The sequence below is a fragment of the Polaromonas sp. P1_F6 genome, assembly GCF_056405695.1.
In genome coordinates, this window is sequence record NZ_JBFUBQ010000002.1 from 450090 (window position 1) to 467698 (window position 17609).

Below are 17609 nucleotides of genomic sequence, written 5' to 3' on the forward strand. Positions count from 1 at the left end.
CCGTCAATGCAAACCAGCGAACTCATGTCTGCCTTGGCCGATGGCCAATTGGACGGGGACGAACTTGTGGCTGCACTCGATGCCAGCCGGCGCGATGATTCAGCGGTCGCCGCCTGGGACGCCTATCACCTGATTGGCGATGCCTTGCGGTCGCCTGCGCTTCGGACCAAAGGGGCGGACATGGCCTTTTTGGCGCGCCTGAACCAGCGCCTTGCCCAGGAAACCCCGGCCGGTTCGAGTTTTCATCCTGCTGCTCCGGCTCTGGATGTTGTTCAGGTACCCGTGCAAGCAATGTCTCAACCGCATGGCGAAGCCGCCAATGACAGCGATTTCCGCTGGAAGCTGGTAGCAGGATTTGCCTCACTCGCCGCGGTGGCTGCCATTGCGTGGAATGCCTCTGGCTTGCTGGCATCCGGCTCGGCGCCGCAGCTTGCCCAGGCGCCACTGTCACAACAGGTGTTGGTTGCTTCGCCCCAAGGCCCAATGGTGCGGGATGCCCGGCTGGAGGAACTGCTGGCTGCGCACAAGCAGCTGGGGGGCACATCGGCCCTGCAGGAGCCCTCGGGCTTCTTGCGCAATGCCACCTTTGAAACGCCGCAAAATGCAGGACGCTGAGCGGGCGCCTGCTTGTCGCCGGGCTTTGGAAACTTCATGAAATTCAAGCTATTTCGCCTTCTAGCCCTTGCGGGATGTGCGCTGCCAGCTATGAATTTTGTAGCGGCACAGGTGCCGCCGCCGGCCCCTGCTGCGACGCCCATGGAATCCCGCAACATCAACGATTGGCTGATGCGCATGCACGAGGCTTCCAAAAAGCGCTCGTACATCGGCACCTTTGTCGTCTCTTCCGGTGGCGCCATGTCCAGTGCGAAGATTTGGCATGTTTGCGAGGGCGACCAGCAAATGGAGCGGGTAGAAACGCTGACGGGGGCACCGCGCTCGATTTTTCGCCATAACGACCAGGTGGTCACCTTCATGCCGGACCACAAGGTGGTTCGCAGTGAAAAGCGCGAGTCGCTGGGTATGTTCCCCCAGTTGCTGCAGTCAACCGATAACCGGATTGCCGACTATTACAAGGTCCGTCAGGAGGGTACCGAGCGTGTGGCGGGCGTCGAGGCCGATATCGTGCTGCTGGCGCCCAAAGACAATATGCGGTTTGGCTACCGGGTCTGGACAGAACAGAAGAAAGGCCTGGTCGTGAAGCTGCAGACGCTCGATACCGACGGCAAGGTCCTGGAACAGGCGGCATTTTCAGAATTGCAGCTTGATGCTCCGGTCAAAATGGACAAGCTCCTCCAGATGATGGGCAAGGTCGACGGTTACCGTGTGGAAAAGCCTGTTCTCATGAAGACCACGGCAAGCGCGGAAGGCTGGCTCCTGAAGGCGCCTGTGGCGGGCTTTAAACCCATGAGTTGCTACAAGCGGCCGGCGACGGCACTGGCGCCTGCCGGCACTGCGGCCGGTGAAGAGCCCCTGCAGTGGATTTTCTCGGATGGTTTGGCATCGGTGTCGATTTTTGTAGAACCGTTCGACCGCCAGCGCCACGGTCAGGAATCGAGCCTGTCGATGGGCGCCACCCAGACGATTACCCGGCAGCTCGACGCCTATTGGGTCACCGTGATGGGTGAAGTCCCCATGGGCACTTTGAAGCTTTTTGCGGGCGGGCTGGAGCGCAAGAAATAATATGCACTGGTGCTCCTGGTACTTTTCTCGGGGGCCACGTGCTGCAACAATTTTCTCCGGCGCCAGCCTTGGGTTGCCGCCGGGTGTGATTGCCGGATGACAACATTTATGACGAGGCTGATGATGCTTGAATTGAACTGGAAACCCCTGCGCTCCTGCCTGACGGCGGCCATCGTGGGAAGCACTGCGGTCCTGGCGGTGCTGCCGGTCGCGCCGGTCTGGGCGCAGAACCGCACATTGCCGGATTTCACGGACCTCGTGGAGCAGGTGGGTCCTTCGGTGGTCAATATCCGCACCCTGGAGAAAGCCAAGGCAGCGGCTTCCGGAAGTGCCGACGAACAGATGCTGGAATTCTTCAAGCGCTTTGGCATACCGATCCCCCCTAATATGCCCCGCGCACCCCGGCCGGACCGCAGCCCTCAGCCTGACGAAGATCAGCCACGCGGCGTCGGGTCGGGTTTCATCCTGACGGCCGACGGCTTTGTGATGACCAACGCGCATGTAGTCGAAGGCGCCGATGAAGTCATCGTCACGTTGACCGACAAGCGCGAATTCAAAGCCAAAATCATCGGTGCGGACAAGCGCAGTGACGTTGCCGTCGTCAAGATTGAGGCGACGGGGCTGCCCGCAGTGAAGATCGGCGACATCAACCGCCTCAAGGTCGGGGAATGGGTGATGGCCATCGGCTCGCCATTTGGCCTGGAAAACACCGTGACCGCAGGTATCGTGAGTGCCAAGCAGCGGGATACCGGCGACTACCTGCCGTTTATCCAGACCGACGTGGCCATCAACCCCGGCAACTCCGGCGGGCCCCTGATCAATATGCGCGGTGAGGTGGTTGGCATCAACAGCCAAATTTATTCGCGCTCCGGCGGCTTCCAGGGCATTTCCTTTTCCATTCCCATAGATGAGGCAGCGCGCGTGTCCGATCAGCTGCGCACGAGCGGCAAGGTCACGCGGGGCCGCATCGGTGTGCAGATCGACCAGGTCACCAAAGAGGTGGCGGAATCGATTGGCCTGGGCAAGGCCCAGGGCGCGCTGGTTAGGGGTGTCGAAAGCGGCGCACCCGCAGAAAAAGCGGGCATTGAGGCCGGCGACATCATCATCAAGTTCGACGGCAAGCCGATTGAAAAATCCAGCGACCTGCCGCGCATGGTCGGCAACGTGAAGCCGGGTACCAAGGCCGTGGTGACCGTCTTCAGGCGCGGCGCGAGCAAGGACCTTTCGGTCACGATTGGTGAGGTCGAGGCAGAAAAACCCGCGCGCAAGGCTTCGGCTGGCCCCGAACCCAAGCCCCCGGTAGCGGGTGCCGCACAGGCCTTGGGTCTGGCCGTGAGTGAAGTGCCCGACGCACAGAAGAAGGAGCTGAAGGTCAAGGGTGGCGTCAAGGTGGACACCGCCGAAGGGGCTGCTGCGCGGGCCGGCCTGAAAGAAGGCGACGTGATTGTGGCGATTGCCAACTCCGAAGTCACCAGCGTCAAGGAATTTGAAGCGGCCCTTGCCAAAATCGACAAGTCCAAAGCCATCAACGTGCTGTTCCGGCGGGGCGAGTGGGCGCAATACGCGCTGATCAGGCCATCTCGCTGAAGCGCTACCTTAGATCTCTTTCTCGCAGCGTCACAGCAAGAGCCGGGAGGCTGCCATTAACCCCCATACCCTGCCGGGCTATGGGGGTTTTTGATGTCTGGCGCGGAAATTTGGTGTTTCGCAAAAATATATTTTGCGAGGAGCCGGATCTCATTTTTTGTTAGTGATTGCTCACAATGAGGTGGTCCATGGACCGTTTTCGGTAGAATATGAGCTCCCGCCTGCGCTATTTCGATATATCGGAATGGCTAAAGACCCGGTTTCTCTCTTTATTTTGAGTAATACCGAACGCTCCACAGATCACCCACAAGTTGTCCAGAGACAAGCAGTATAAAATTGTGAATAAGTTGTGCATAAGATCCATGTTGCTAGCCTGCAACGACAAAAATATGGCCATTTCGGGACTGTTCGGCTCCGGCTTTTTGCCTACAATGAAGTTCCAACTATCGCAGTTGCCATAGATTGTTGGTTCAGGGCGCGTCGCTACTCGACGCGCCCTTTTTTATGGCCCTCGCGAATTCCATTCAATCTCTTCGCAATACTTTCAAGTACTTAGGCGTTCTCGTTGATGAATCACATCAGAAATTTTTCGATCATTGCCCACATTGATCACGGCAAATCCACGCTGGCTGACCGTCTCATCCAGCGCTGCGGCGGTTTGCAGGACAGAGAGATGAGTGCGCAGGTTCTGGATTCGATGGATATTGAAAAAGAGCGTGGGATAACCATCAAGGCGCAGACCGCTGCGCTCAAATACAAGGCACTCAACGGCGAGGTCTACAACCTCAATCTGATCGACACGCCGGGCCACGTCGACTTCTCTTATGAAGTGAGCCGCTCGCTGTCCGCATGCGAGGGTGCGCTGCTGGTGGTGGACGCCAGCCAGGGTGTGGAAGCGCAGACCGTCGCCAACTGCTACACCGCGCTGGACCTCGGTGTGGAAGTCGTGCCGGTGCTCAACAAGATGGACTTGCCGCAAGCCGACCCTGATAACGCCAAGCAGGAAATCGAAGAAGTGATCGGCATCGACGCGACCGATGCGATTCCCTGCAGTGCCAAGACGGGCATGGGCATCGATGAAATCCTGGAGGCCGTCGTTGCCAGGATTCCGCCGCCCAAAGGTAATCCAGGCGGCCCGTTGCGCGCCATGATCATTGACAGTTGGTACGACGCTTATGTGGGCGTCGTCATGCTGGTGCGTGTTGTGGACGGCCGGCTTGCCAAGGGTGACCGTATCAAGCTGATGGCCAGCGAGGCGATGTACAACGCCGAGCAATTAGGCGTCTTTACTCCGCATACCGAGCCTCGCCAGGCACTCGAATCCGGCGAGGTGGGTTTTGTCATCGCTGGCATCAAGGAGCTTCAGGCGGCGCGGGTCGGCGACACCGTGACCCTGATCAAGCCCGGGACAGGCGGCGCTGCCTTTACCGCCACCGAGGCCTTACCCGGCTTCAAGGAAATCCAGCCTGCGGTGTTTGCCGGCCTGTATCCCTCAGAGGCCAGTGAATACGAATCCCTGCGCGATGCACTGGAAAAACTCAAGCTCAATGATGCGTCGCTGCACTATGAGCCGGAGGTCAGCGAGGCGCTGGGTTTCGGGTTTCGCTGCGGTTTCCTGGGGCTGCTGCACATGGAAATCGTCCAGGAGCGGCTCGAGCGGGAATTCGACCAGGACCTGATCACGACGGCTCCCAGTGTGGTCTATGAAGTTCTCCAATCCGACGGAACCCTCCTCAAGGTTGAAAATCCCTCCAAAATTCCCGACGGCGGAAAGGTTAACGAGATCCGCGAGCCCATTGTGACCGTGCACTTGTATATGCCGCAGGACTACGTGGGCGCCGTGATGACGCTGGCCAACCAGAAGCGCGGCATCCAGCTGAACATGGCCTACCACGGCAAACAGGTCATGCTGACCTATGAAATGCCGCTGGGCGAGATCGTGCTGGACTTCTTCGACAAGCTCAAGTCCGTCTCCCGCGGCTATGCGTCGATGGACTACGAATTCAAGGAGTTCCGGGCATCCGATGTGGTGAAGGTGGACATCCTGCTGAATGGCGAGAAGGTCGACGCGCTGTCCATCATCGTCCACCGCAGCCAGTCGGCCTACCGCGGCCGGGCGGTGGTGGCCAAAATGCGCGAGATCATTTCCCGGCAGCAATTCGATGTGGCCATCCAGGCGGCGATCGGGGCCAATATTATTGCGCGTGAGACAATCAAGGCGCTGCGCAAAAACGTGATCGCCAAGTGCTACGGCGGCGATATTTCACGCAAACGCAAGCTCCTTGAAAAACAAAAAGCGGGTAAAAAACGCATGAAACAAATCGGTTCCGTTGAAGTCCCCCAGGAAGCCTTCCTGGCCATTTTGCAGGTGGAAGATTGATGCGCGGCGCAATGAGCACGATCACGGCCGTGGTGCTGGCCGCATTTGTGGGTTATGGCGCTGCCTGGTACTTCGGCGTCGTGGACGGAAACTTCTCCCTGCTGCTGTTCCTGGCATCGGTGGTCACCGGGATTTACTGGCTGGCCGAGCGGTTTTACTTTTTGCCGCAGCGCTACCGCGCGGCGGCGGCATTCGAGGAAAGTGCTGCCAGGCGGCAGGCTGAGCTCGCCGGAAAAGGAATCAGCCAGGTCGACAACCATGTTGACGAAGCCAGAACCCGGCTCATCATGCAGCCCTGGTGGCTGGATTGGACCGCCGGCCTGTTCCCGGTGATCGTGGTGGTTTTCCTGTTGCGCTCCTTCCTGTTTGAGCCCTTCAAGATTCCTTCTGGCTCCATGATCCCGACCTTGCTCGTCAACGATCTGATCCTGGTCAATAAATTCCATTACGGCGTTCGCTTGCCGGTGCTCAATATCAAGGTACTGGACAACAACACCCCGCAGCGCGGTGATGTGATGGTGTTTCGCTACCCGCCAAAACCGAGCCTGGATTACATCAAACGGGTGGTGGGTGTGCCCGGGGATGAGGTGGCCTACCTGAACAAGAAGCTGACCATTAACGGCAAGCCTCTGGTCAAGACGCCTTTGCCCGACTTTTTTGACGAAGATATTTTGCGTTACGCCAAACAGTTCGAAGAGGTCAATGGGACAAAGAAATACCGCCTGCTGAATGACGACTCCCGGCGGGCCGGCCTCGATGAGCGGGAGGTCATGGACTTTCCTTTCAAGGAAAATTGCCGTTACAGTAGCGAAGGCGTTGTCTGCAAGGTGCCTGAGGGGCAGTATTTCATGATGGGCGATAACCGCGATAATTCGCTGGATTCCCGTTATTGGGGGTTTGTTCCCGATAAAAACATTGTCGGCAAGGCCTTTTTTGTCTGGATGAATTTCGGCAACCTCAAGCGTATCGGTTCTTTCGAGTAGCCGCTTTTTTGGCACACTTTGGTGTACCAGGGGCAATACGACAGGACTTCCTAGTCAGAGCAGGAGAAAAAATGAAACATCGTCAACGTGGCATTTCCTTTATTGGCCTTCTGTTTGTGGGCATCGTTCTTGTATGTGGTGGCATTTTGGCTGCCCAGGTTGCCCCGACGCTGATTGAATATCAGGCCATCCTCAAGGCCGCCGGAAAGGCGAGGGAAGGCAATACCGTGGCTGAGGCCAGAACTATCTTTGACAAGGCCGCCCAGATTGACGACATCAAGTCAATTACTGCCAAAGATATCGAAGTGACCAAAGAGGGTGACAAAACTGTGGTGTCTTTCGCCTATAACAAGGAAATCCACATGGCCGGCCCAGCTTATCTGCTGCTCAAGTACAACGGCCGTGCCAAGTAAGTGCGAGCGAGTGCTACCTCAAGTCCTGGTCTGCTGGCACTGCAAAAGCGCCTGCAGCATGATTTTTCCGACCCAAGGCTGCTCCAGCAAGCGCTGACGCACCGCAGCTTTTCAACCGACCATAACGAGCGTATCGAGTTTCTGGGCGATTCCGTCCTGAACCTGGCTGTCGCGGGGTTGCTCTACGAGCAACTGAGCACCCTGCCTGAGGGCGATCTTTCACGTGTGCGGGCTAACCTGGTCAAGCAGGACACCCTGCACAAACTTGCCGTCGTGCTTGGCTTGCCGGATCTGGTACGGCTGGGCGAAGGCGAGGCAAAATCAGGCGGACAGAAGCGGCCCTCCATCCTCGCCGATGCGCTGGAAGCTGTCATAGGCGCCGTTTACCTGGACGCCGGCTTTGAGGCGGCCAACCTGCTGGTGCGCCGGCTGTTCAAGGACGTGGAAATCAACCCCCAGATGCAGGCCATCGGCAAAGATCCGAAAACCGAATTGCAGGAGTGGTTGCAGGGGCGCAAAATGAACCTGCCGATTTATCGCGTGGTGGGTACCATGGGTGCGGCCCACAAGCAGACCTTCGATGTGGAATGCGAGATCACTGAATATGGCCGGGCCGAGCGCGGGATCGGCGGCTCCCGCCGGGCCGGCGAACAAGCCGCCGCCGCCGCCATGCTGATGTTTGTCAAGACACTGGATTCCTGACTCCGAGCCGGCAGCCGCCCGAAGGCCGCAGGCCAACACACCAAGATTATGAGTACAGGTAAAAAAGAACCGAAAAAACCGGTAGTTGCTGCGGCGACTCCCCCTGCAGTCGCGCCGAAAAAGCGTCAAGCCAAAGCCCCGGAAGCCGTGCAGCCGCCCGATGCGCTGGAAGCCATGCTGGCGCAGGCGCTGTCCTCGCGCGGCGCGGCCGTGCCCGCCGCTGCTGACACATCGTCCGCCGGCGAGCAGCGCTGTGGCCTGATCGCCATCGTCGGCAAGCCCAACGTGGGCAAGTCCACTCTGCTCAATGCCCTGGTGGGACAAAAGATCAGCATCACCTCGCGCAAGGCCCAGACCACGCGCCACCGCATCACCGGCATGCGCACGGTCAAGGCAACGCAGTATGTCTTCGTGGACACGCCGGGCTTCCAGACCCGGCACGGCAACGCGCTGAACCGCTCGCTGAACCGCACTGTGGTCGGCGCCGTCAATGATGTGGACCTGATTGTCTTTGTGGTGGAAGCCGGTCAATTCAACCAGGCCGACGCCAAGGTTCTGGCTCTGCTGCCCGAAAAGACACCCGCGATTTTGCTGGCTAACAAGTTTGATTTGATTCACCGCCGCGCCGAGATCGCGCCCTGGCTCAAGGAAATGCAGGAGCGGCACAATTTCGCCGAGTTCGTGCCGATGTCGGCCAACAACGCCAAGGACATCGAGCGCCTGTTCGGCATTTGCGAAAAATACCTGCCGGTCCAGCCCTGGATGTACGGTGCCGACGAATTGACCGACCGCAGCGATCGCTTCATGGCGGCGGAAATCATTCGCGAGAAGCTCTTTCGCCTCACGGGGGACGAACTTCCCTACACCTCAACGGTCATCATTGACCGGTATGAAGAAGAGGGCACCCTGCGCAAAATTGCCGCCACCATCGTGGTGGAGCGTGACGGCCACAAAGGCATGATCATTGGCGAGAAGGGTGAAAAGCTCAAACGCATCGGCACTGAAGCCCGGCATGAGCTTGAAACCCTCACGGGCGGCAAGGTGTTCCTGGAGATCTGGGTCAAGGTCCGTTCGGGTTGGGCCGACGATGAGGCCCGGGTCAAGACATTCGGGTATGAATGAGGCCCCCACGGTCGCTCACTGCGTGTAGCTCCCTGCCCCCCGAGGGGGCCGCTGCGCCTGCGGCCCGGCAAAGCCGGTTCCGCGGCCCCGGCTTGAAGGGGGAGTTCCCTCAGTTCTCGCTGCTGGTTTCCTGCCTGGCCTCCTGAACCACATGGCCACCAAACGCATCGGCGATGAACCCGCTTATGTCCTACATCGCTACGACTGGAGTGAGTCCAGCCTGATCCTGGAGGTGTTCACCCGTAAATATGGCCGGGTGGCTCTGGTGGCGCGGGGGGCGAAGAAGCCCAGCTCCAGCTTCCGGCCGATCTTGTTGCCTTTGCAGCCGCTGCATATCGCCTTTGGCGGCGACGCTGAAATCCGCACCCTGAAAAGCGCTGAGTGGCAGGGCGGCCACGTCATGCCCACGGGGGATGCATTGCTGTCGGGTTATTACCTCAACGAGCTCTTGATGCGCCTGATGGCGCGTGACGACCCGCATCCGGTGCTGTTTGACGCCTACGCCGCCACGGTGCAATTGATCGCCGCACAAAGTGCCGAAACCCTGCAGCTGGCGTTGCGCGCGTTTGAGCTGCGGCTGCTGCGCGACATCGGCCTTTTACCCCTGCTGGACGCCGAAACCGCCACGCTGGCGCCGCTCGATCCGGACACCCGCTATGTGCTGGTGCCAGAGGCGGGGCTCCGGCAAGCGCACGACGACGATCGCGTCAGCCTGCCCGGCGGGCAATGGCAGGCGCTGCAGCAGGCGCTGGGTGACGAGGCGCTGTTCTCTGACACGGTACGGGCCTGTATCCCCGGCTTCAATGAGCTTAAAACCCAGTTGCGCGGGCTGCTGCACTACCATTGCGGCGTCAAGGTCCTGAAAACCCGGCAGATGATGATGGACCTGCAAGCTTTCTAACGAGCAACCGCCATGAAACTCCTTTCGCCCGCTCCCCTCGTGTCCCATGTGTATGACAAGACCGCACTGTCGGTCAACGTCAACAAGGTCGCCCTGTTGCGAAATTCCCGCCACCTGGATATTCCTAGCGTGCGCCGTGCCGCCGAGCTGTGCCTGGAAGCTGGTGCACAGGGCATCACGGTGCACCCGCGGCCCGACGAGCGGCATATCCGCCGTGACGACGTCTTTGAACTCGCCGCGCTGATGAAGGACTGGCCAGACCGCGAATTCAACATCGAAGGCAACCCGTTCCAGAATCTGATGGGCTTTGTGCACGATCTGGCCGCCCGGGGCCTGCCGCTGCACCAATGCACCTTTGTGCCCGACAGCGAAGACCAGTTCACCAGCGACCACGGCTGGAATTTCCCCGAAGACGCTGAGCGCCTGCAGCCCCTGATAGAACAGGTGCATGACCGCCGTGTGCGGGTCAGTCTTTTCATGGACCCGATTCCCGAAGCCATGGCAGCGGCCAAGGCCGTGGGCGCCGACCGGGTGGAGTTTTATACCGAGACCTACGCGCGCGCCTGGGCAACTCCTGAAAAGGCCGAAGTTCTGGCGCGCTTTACCCGTGCGGGCCAGGCCGCTGCGGCAGCCGGCCTGGGCATCAACGCCGGCCACGACCTGAACCGCGACAACCTCACGGAGTTTGTGCGAGAAGTACCCAATGTGCTGGAGGTGTCGATAGGCCACGCTTTTGTTGCCGACGCCCTCGAGTTGGGTTACGCCGCGACCACCCGGCGTTACCTGCTTAGCATCACCCAGGCATTCGCCCCCGCATGATTGGAGCCCCCACGCTCCCCCACTGCGTGTGGGTCGCTGCCCCCCGAGGGGGCCGCCCGCCTGTGGCCCGGCAAAGCCGGTTCCACGGCTCGAGCTGGCCTGTTTTGTGTCACCTTACGGCAGCGACTGTGCGGGCAGAATGATCTACGGAATCGGTACTGACATCTGCGACGTGCGCCGCATCCGCGCCAGCCTTGAGAGGCATGGTGAACGGTTTGCCCGCAGGATTCTGAGCGACGGTGAACTTGCCACCTGGAAACACCGCAGCGCCCGCTGGCCCGACCGCGGCGTCAGCTACCTTGCCACCCGGTTTTCAGCCAAAGAAGCTTTCAGCAAGGCGATCGGCACAGGCATGCGGATGCCCATGACGTGGCGCAGCTGTGAAATCGCCAAGGCGCCCAGCGGCAAACCCGAGATCGTGCTGCACGGCACGCTCAAGGCCTGGTTTGAAGCCCGCCAGCTCACTGCCCATGTGTCCGTCACCGACGAAACCGATTACGCCGCCAGTTTTGTGGTTGTAGAGAAAAATAGCCCCTAGCGCCCGTCAATATTGCGCTAGCAGCTATCAATTTAATAGTATTTAATTCCTGATTTCAATCCCATGACCCAGCACGCTCCCCTCATCATCGACATCGCCGGCCTCACGCTGACCAAGGCCGACCGCCGGCGCCTCAAGCACCCATTGACCGGCGGGATCATCCTGTTTGGCCGCAACTGGCAAGACCGCCGGCAACTGAGCGCGCTCTGTGCTGAGATCAAGAGCATCAGGCCGGACTTGCTGATTTGCGTGGACCACGAAGGCGGGCGCGTGCAGCGCTTCAGGACGGATGGTTTTACCCACCTGCCGCCCATGCGCGCGCTGGGCTCGCTGTGGATGAAGGACCAGCTTGCGGCCACCAACGCCGCCACCGCCTGTGGCTACGTGCTGGGTGCCGAGTTGCGCGCTTGCGGCGTTGATTTCAGTTTCACGCCGGTGCTGGACCTCGATTGGGGTGAAAGCGGGGTCATCGGCGACCGCGCCTTTGGCCGCGACCCGCGCGTGGTCACGCTGCTGGCCAAAAGCCTGATGCACGGCCTGCTGCAGGCCGGTGTGGCCAATTGTGGCAAGCACTTCCCCGGCCATGGTTTCGTCAAGGCCGACTCCCATACCGACATCCCGGTCGACAAACGCAGCCTGAAGGCCATTCTGGCCGACGACGCCGCGCCTTATGAGTGGCTGAACACCACGCTCACCAGCGTGATGCCGGCGCATGTGATCTACCCCAAGGTGGACGCCAGGCCGGCAGGTTTTTCGGAAAAGTGGCTGACCTACATCCTGCGCGGCCAGCTGGGTTTTGGCGGCGCGATTTTCAGCGACGACCTGAGCATGGCCGGCGCACGCCTCATTGACGGCAAGGAAGTCAGCTACACCGAGGCTGCTGTCACGGCGCTTAACGCCGGCTGCGACATGGTCCTGCTGTGCAACCAGTCGGTGGGGGAGGGCAAACCGGTGGACGAACTGCTGGACGGCATGGCCGAGGCGCTGCTCAAGGGCCAGTGGGAAGCGCTGGAGTCCAGCGAGCTGCGCCGGCTGGACCTGCTGCCCGCCATCCCAGCCCACGAATGGGACGAACTGATGCTGCACCCTGCCTACATGCACGCGATGGGACTGATTCCCTGAGATGCGTTTGCCGGAGATGCTATTAAATAAATAGCTGTTGGCGCAAGACTGTATTGGGTCTCAGGCATTTTTCTTGTAAATTTGACCGATTCGGGACCCGCGCGGGCGGCTGTGACCACACCGCAGTGGGGTCAGGCTGAAGGCCACTCCAGCCGGCCCACCGCATCCATATGCGTCAGGTACACCCGCAGGTCAAATTCATACTGGTGGTAGCGCGGCTCCATATGGGTGCAGAGCTGGTAAAAAGCCTTGTCGTGCGCTTTTTCCTTGATGTGGGCCAGCTCGTGCACCGCAATCATCCGCAAAAACTCTTCCGGCACTTCCCTGAACAGCGTGGCCACCCGGATTTCACGCTTGGCTTTGAGTTTGCTGCCCTGGACCCTGGAAACGGTGGTGTGTGTGCCCAGCGCATGGGCAATCACGTGCAGCTTGCTGTCAAACGCGACTTTGGAGAGTGGCTCCGAGCTGCGTAAAAACTCGCTTTTGAGCCCCATCACGTAGTCGTACAGGGCCTTGTCCGTCCGCACGCCATGGGCAAGGGGGTATTTGGCGAGCAGCACCTCACCCAGCCGGCCTTGCGCCAGCAACTGCTGCACCTGGGTCTGCAGACTGTCGGGGTAGCCGAGAAGGTATTTGAGTGGCATATGGTTCACCCCCGTCCAGGCTCACTGCGTGTAGCCTGTTCCCCCTCAAGGGGGCGGCGCCAGCGGTCTGGCAAAGCCAGTCCCGCGGCCCCTGCTGGTGTGGAATCGCGTATGGCGAAGTGCGCGATCGTGGGCTAAACCTCACGTCGCAGCGCGGGGAACAGAATCACATCGCGGATGCTGGGGCTGTCGGTCAGCAGCATCATCAGCCGGTCTATGCCGACGCCGCAGCCGCCGGTCGGCGGCATGCCGTATTCCAGCGCGCGGATGAAGTCGTGGTCATAAAACATGGCTTCGTCGTCACCGCTGTCCTTGGCGGCTACCTGGGCGTTAAAGCGCGCGGCCTGCTCTTCAGCGTCGTTCAGCTCACTGAAACCATTGCCGAATTCGCGGCCGGTGATGTAGAGCTCAAAGCGCTCTGTCACCTCAGGGCGGCTGTCATTGGCGCGGGCCAGGGGGGAGATTTCGGTCGGGTGCTCCATGATGAAGGTCGGTTGCCAGAGCTTTTCTTCGACCAGCTCTTCGAAATACAGCACCTGCAGGCCGGCCAGGGAGCGTGTAGACAGACGGTCTTTTTCCTCGTTCATGCCCAGCTTGCGCAGCGCATTCGTCAGCCACACGGTGTCATCGACGTTGTTGCCGGCTTCGGTGTGCTTGAGGATGGCTTCGCGAATGGTCAGGCGGGCAAAGGGTTTGGCGAGGTCGACTTTTTCTTCCTTGCCGCCGTAGCTCAGCTGTAGCGTGCCCACGGCTTTCTGGGCTGCGTCGCGAATCAATGCTTCGGTGAAGTCCATCAGGTCGTTGTAGTCCCAGTAGGCCGCGTAGAACTCCATCATGGTGAATTCAGGGTTGTGCCGTACCGAGATGCCCTCGTTGCGGTAGCTGCGGTTGATCTCGAAGACGCGGTCAAAACCGCCGACGATCAGGCGCTTGAGGTAAAGCTCCGGCGCGATGCGCAGGAACATTTCCTGGTCCAGCGCGTTGTGGTGCGTCTTGAACGGCTTGGCATTGGCACCGCCCGGGATGGGGTGCAGCATCGGCGTCTCGACTTCCAGGAAGTCGTGGCCGACCATGAATTCACGGATAGAGCTGACGGCCTTGCTGCGGGCGGTGAAACGCTTGCGTGCCTGCTCGTCGGTGATCAGGTCCACATAACGCTGGCGGTATTTCTGCTCCTGGTCGGCCATGCCATAAAAATCTCCAGGAAGGGGGCGTAGGCTCTTGGTCAGCAGGCRCACGCTGGTGGCGTGGATGGATAACTCGCCGGTCTTGGTCTTGAAGACCTTGCCTTCTGCCGCGACGATGTCACCCAGGTCCCAATGCTTGAAAGCGGCATAGAGCTCTTCGCCTATTTCGTCGCGCGTGAGGAAAATCTGGATACGCCCGGTGCTGTCCTGCAGGGTGGCAAAACTCGCCTTCCCCATGACACGCTTGAGCATCATGCGGCCGGAGATTTTCGCGGGAACCGCCTCGGCGGCCAGCGCCTCGCCATCCTTGCCGCCGTGCATGGCGTGCAGCTTGCCCGCGTGGTCGGACGGCTTGAAGTCGTTCGGGAACGCAATCCCCTGGCTCCGGATGGCCTTGAGCTTTTCGCGGCGTTCCGCGATCAGCTTGTTTTCGTCTTGGGCGGGGGGCAAGGTGTTGTTATCGGACATGGTCAGAAGTGTGAAAACGATCGGGGCGCCGCTATCAGGCCGGTTTTGTGGCTGTGCGGATAAAGCGCCAAACCGTTGATTTTAGTTTTTTAAGTGGCTGGTTTCCCCATTCAGGGCCGGCTGCCCCTATTTAAGCCTTGATAATCCCGCCTATGTACCTGCGCGCCGGCGTTTTTTCCCTGGGTTTGCTCATGGCCAGCCGCCTGCTCGGCCTCCTGCGGGAATCGGCCCAGGCCGCTGCTTTTGGCGCCACCGGACTTGGCGACGCGGTGATTGTGATGTTCACCCTGCCGGACTTGCTGGTCGGCATATTGTTCAGCGGCGCCCTGGGTTACGTGTTGTTGCCGGAATGGGCGCGCCAAACGCCTGCGCAACAGGATGCCAGCCAGAAAAAAGTCGCACGGGCGCTGCTCGGCACTGGTCTTGTGCTGGCTTTGCTGATCTGGTTACTTCGGGGGGCGCTGTCCCATGCGCTTGCACCTGGCCTGCGGGGCGACATGGCCATCCTTGGCCGCGACTCGCTGGCCTGGAGCGCCGCCGTGCTGCCGCTGGCCATGCTGGCCGCGCTCTGGGTAACGCGGTTGCAGCATGAACGGGATTTCGTAGGCATGTACAGCGGTAATCTCGTGGTCAACCTGCTGCTGGTTTTTGCGCTGTTCCTGGCGCCGCAAAACAGCGGAGATCGAACTGTCTTTATCCTGGGCTGCTTCCTTGTGCTGGCGATGGTCGCGCGCCTCGGCTGGCTGGGCTGGCGGCTTCCGCAGGCTGCGCCGACTGATCCGGCGGCGATGGCTATGCCGGCCCCGCCTGCTGCGGGCATATGGATATGGGCCGGCCTGTCTTCGGGCCTGCTGCTGCTGTTGCCCCTGATGGGGCGCAGCCTGGCGTCCCAGGCCGGGGAGGGGGCCCTCGCAGACTTTAATTACGCCTGGAAGCTGGTGGAGTTGCCGCTGGTGCTCGCGGTGCAGCTCGTGGCCAGCCTGGCTTTTCCGGCAATCACCCGCACCCAAGCGGGCTCTGCGGAACGCGACAGGGCTTTGCAAATTGCCTTTCTCCTGGCCTGGGCCCTGGCTTGCGCAGCGATTGCCGTGGTGGGCAGCTTTTCGCTGCCGCTTGCTCAACTGCTGTTTGGCTGGGGCCGCATGGATGCCGGGCATCTGGAAGTTATTGCGCGCTGGGGGGCCATCGGTATCTGGTCACTGCTGCCACAGGCTTTGATCGCCGTATTGCTGACAGTCATGGCTGCATCGGGGCATATGCACCGCGCGGTCTGGGCTTATGTCGCCGGCCTGGCTGCGCTCGCCGTTGCAGCTTGGTCCGGGCTTGCCGGAGGCGCGCTTGTGATGGGTGCGCTCAATGCTGTATTGGCTGGCATCACCCTCGCCATGTTGTTTGCCGAGCGCGAGCAGCTTCACCGGGCGCTGCCGTGGCGTGCCATGCTTGCCCCATTGGCCGCTTGCCTGCTTCTGGTAGCGGCCAGTCGCTGGTTTGGCCGCTGGAATTTTCTGCCCAGCGCGCTGGCAGCCAGTTTTTTTGCGGTAGTGGTGTTGGCCAGCGCGCTGCTGGCCAGCCCTTTGCTGCGCAGTTTTCTGGGCCGCCAGCCGTTGGCCGTGCCGCAGGCCGGCGGGCAATAATGGCTTATTCCTCTTTCGTCCCATGATTGACTTACTGACCATTACCAACCAGCCAGAGCTGGCGAAACGCTGTGACCGGATGCCGGCCATGCGGCTGTTTGTCGATCTTGAGCGCAATGGCAAGGCCGAGCGCCAGGCCGGGCGCAACACTTTCATCAGTACGCACCAGATTGACGATGTGGGCCGTGTCAAGGCAGTTTTACGGCACTCGCGTCTCATGGTCCGCGTCAATCCATACCGGCTCGATCAGCCAGCTGCAGCCCGTGCGGAGGTCGATGCTGTGCTTGCGCAAGGGGCCGACCTGCTGATGCTTCCGATGTTTTCGACCGCGCAGGAATTGCGGAGCTTCTGCGAAATCGTCGATGGCCGTGTGCCGGTAGTGCCCCTGCTCGAAACCGTGGGTGCGCTCGAATCACTCGAGCAATGGCTGGACACGCCGGGGCTTGGAGAGGTCTTCGTCGGCCTGAATGACCTGCACTTGGCGATGGGCTGCCGCTTCATGTTCGAGCCGTTGGCCCAGGGCCATGTTGACCGCGTAGCGGCAGCGGCAAGGCGGCGAGGTTTACCGATGGGCTTTGGCGGGATCGCCCGCGCAGACGAGGGCTCACTTCCCGGCCGCGATGTTATGGGTGAGCATTTGCGCCTGGGTTCGCAGGCGGTGATTCTTTCGCGGACTTTCAACCGGCCCGATGGTGAACAGTCGTTCGAGGCGGCGGTGGAAGCGCTTCGCGAGGCCGAGTCCGGACTCGCGAAGCGTAGCGCGGCACAAATTGATGCCGACCGCATACGCGTGGCCGCGTTGATCGGCCAGCTCGCGCAGACGGCAAGGCCCGCATGAAACGCCTGATGGACACGGCACTGTCGTTTATGGCGCTACTGCTGCTGTCGCCATTGCTGCTGCTGGCAGCCCTTGTGATCGGATTCGATAGCGGTTTCCCGGTTTTCTTTCGTCAGACGCGGATCGGAAAAAATGGCAGGGAATTTGACATGTACAAATTTCGCAGCATGGTCAGAAATGCCCCGGGGCTCGGACCACATTTCACCGCGAACAACGATCCGCGTATTACACGGGCGGGCCGCTGGATCCGGCGAACCAGCATTGACGAGCTGCCTCAATTGATCAATGTGCTGCGAGGTGACATGAGCCTGGTCGGCCCGAGGCCGCATGTGCCGGCCGAGCGGTCCCTGTATACAGCCGCCGAATGGGAAAGCCGCTGCAGCGTGTTGCCCGGAATCACCGGCCTGGCGCAGATCAGCGGGCGTTCGGACATCTCGTTTGAGCAACAGTGCGCCCTTGACCAGCAATATGTCCAGGAGAATTCATGCTGGCTCGATATCCGGATTCTCTGGGGAACGGTACGCCAACTCGGCGGTAAACATGCCAATTGAGGGGACATGGTTGTCCGCTTCAGCAGGGGCCGGACCCTAT

General features: G+C 60.4%; 17 protein-coding genes. 15 read left to right on the plus strand and 2 right to left on the minus strand.

The genetic code is table 11. The features are described 5' to 3' along the window. Positions 1-6 precede the first annotated feature (6 nt). From AC1DY9_RS08005 to nagZ, 12 genes are all read left to right on the plus strand, one after another. Positions 7-615, plus strand: coding sequence for a sigma-E factor negative regulatory protein (locus AC1DY9_RS08005; protein WP_477666241.1), 609 nt, complete (start codon positions 7-9; stop codon positions 613-615). A gap of 36 nt (positions 616-651) precedes the next feature. Then, positions 652-1680 (plus strand): MucB/RseB C-terminal domain-containing protein, encoded by a 1029-nt coding sequence (locus AC1DY9_RS08010; RefSeq protein ID WP_457279380.1) that lies wholly within the window; start codon positions 652-654, stop codon positions 1678-1680. 123 nt (positions 1681-1803) lie between these two features. Beyond that, a complete protein-coding gene (locus AC1DY9_RS08015; RefSeq protein ID WP_477666242.1) occupies positions 1804-3267 on the plus strand; it encodes a DegQ family serine endoprotease in 1464 nt (487 codons plus the stop codon). A 568-nt stretch (positions 3268-3835) separates the two neighbouring features. Next, on the plus strand, positions 3836-5647 hold the full coding sequence (gene lepA, locus AC1DY9_RS08020) for a translation elongation factor 4 (protein WP_457279378.1): 1812 nt from the start codon (positions 3836-3838) through the stop codon (positions 5645-5647). An 11-nt stretch (positions 5648-5658) separates the two neighbouring features. Further along, complete coding sequence (lepB, locus tag AC1DY9_RS08025) at positions 5659-6630, plus strand: signal peptidase I (RefSeq protein WP_457279377.1); 972 nt, start codon at positions 5659-5661, stop codon at positions 6628-6630. Positions 6631-6701: 71 nt separating this feature from the next. After that, positions 6702-7043 (plus strand): DUF4845 domain-containing protein, encoded by a 342-nt coding sequence (locus AC1DY9_RS08030; protein WP_457279376.1) that lies wholly within the window; start codon positions 6702-6704, stop codon positions 7041-7043. Continuing rightward, positions 7044-7745: a ribonuclease III gene (gene rnc, locus AC1DY9_RS08035; RefSeq protein ID WP_457279375.1), complete on the plus strand. Its 702-nt coding sequence runs from the start codon at positions 7044-7046 to the stop codon at positions 7743-7745. 174 nt (positions 7746-7919) lie between these two features. Further along, on the plus strand, positions 7920-8867 hold the full coding sequence (era, locus tag AC1DY9_RS08040; RefSeq protein ID WP_457279798.1) for a GTPase Era: 948 nt from the start codon (positions 7920-7922) through the stop codon (positions 8865-8867). 151 nt (positions 8868-9018) lie between these two features. After that, entirely contained in the window at positions 9019-9768 is a 750-nt protein-coding gene (recO, locus tag AC1DY9_RS08045) for a DNA repair protein RecO (RefSeq protein WP_457279374.1), read from the plus strand. A gap of 12 nt (positions 9769-9780) precedes the next feature. Continuing rightward, entirely contained in the window at positions 9781-10587 is an 807-nt protein-coding gene (locus tag AC1DY9_RS08050; RefSeq protein WP_457279373.1) for a pyridoxine 5'-phosphate synthase, read from the plus strand. A gap of 139 nt (positions 10588-10726) precedes the next feature. Continuing rightward, positions 10727-11125, plus strand: coding sequence for a holo-ACP synthase (gene acpS, locus AC1DY9_RS08055; RefSeq protein WP_457279372.1), 399 nt, complete (start codon positions 10727-10729; stop codon positions 11123-11125). A 63-nt stretch (positions 11126-11188) separates the two neighbouring features. Beyond that, a complete protein-coding gene (gene nagZ, locus AC1DY9_RS08060; protein WP_457279371.1) occupies positions 11189-12247 on the plus strand; it encodes a beta-N-acetylhexosaminidase in 1059 nt (352 codons plus the stop codon). Positions 12248-12378: 131 nt separating this feature from the next. On the opposite strand, the gene AC1DY9_RS08065 is transcribed toward nagZ, so the two are convergent. Both AC1DY9_RS08065 and lysS read right to left on the minus strand, forming a co-directional pair. Continuing rightward, positions 12379-12891 carry a YgjP-like metallopeptidase domain-containing protein gene (locus AC1DY9_RS08065; protein WP_457279370.1) on the minus strand — a complete coding sequence of 171 codons (513 nt, stop codon included), beginning with the start codon at positions 12889-12891 and terminating at the stop codon, positions 12379-12381. Between the two features lie 134 nt (positions 12892-13025). Further along, the gene (lysS, locus tag AC1DY9_RS08070; RefSeq protein ID WP_477666243.1) at positions 13026-14546 is read right to left on the minus strand and encodes a lysine--tRNA ligase; all 1521 of its coding nucleotides are present in this window, start codon (positions 14544-14546) and stop codon (positions 13026-13028) included. Positions 14547-14683: 137 nt separating this feature from the next. Between lysS and AC1DY9_RS08075 the strand changes: the two genes are divergently transcribed. Genes AC1DY9_RS08075 through AC1DY9_RS08085 form a run of 3 tightly spaced genes read left to right on the plus strand, consistent with a single transcriptional unit; the run spans position 14684 to position 17569 of the window. Continuing rightward, positions 14684-16180: a lipid II flippase MurJ gene (locus tag AC1DY9_RS08075; RefSeq protein ID WP_477666244.1), complete on the plus strand. Its 1497-nt coding sequence runs from the start codon at positions 14684-14686 to the stop codon at positions 16178-16180. Positions 16181-16202: 22 nt separating this feature from the next. Next, positions 16203-17018 (plus strand): aldolase/citrate lyase family protein, encoded by an 816-nt coding sequence (locus AC1DY9_RS08080; RefSeq protein WP_457279367.1) that lies wholly within the window; start codon positions 16203-16205, stop codon positions 17016-17018. Continuing rightward, the gene (locus AC1DY9_RS08085; RefSeq protein ID WP_477666245.1) at positions 17015-17569 is read left to right on the plus strand and encodes a sugar transferase; all 555 of its coding nucleotides are present in this window, start codon (positions 17015-17017) and stop codon (positions 17567-17569) included. The genes AC1DY9_RS08080 and AC1DY9_RS08085 overlap by 4 nt, the downstream gene beginning before the upstream one ends. The last annotated feature ends 40 nt before the right edge of the window (positions 17570-17609 follow it).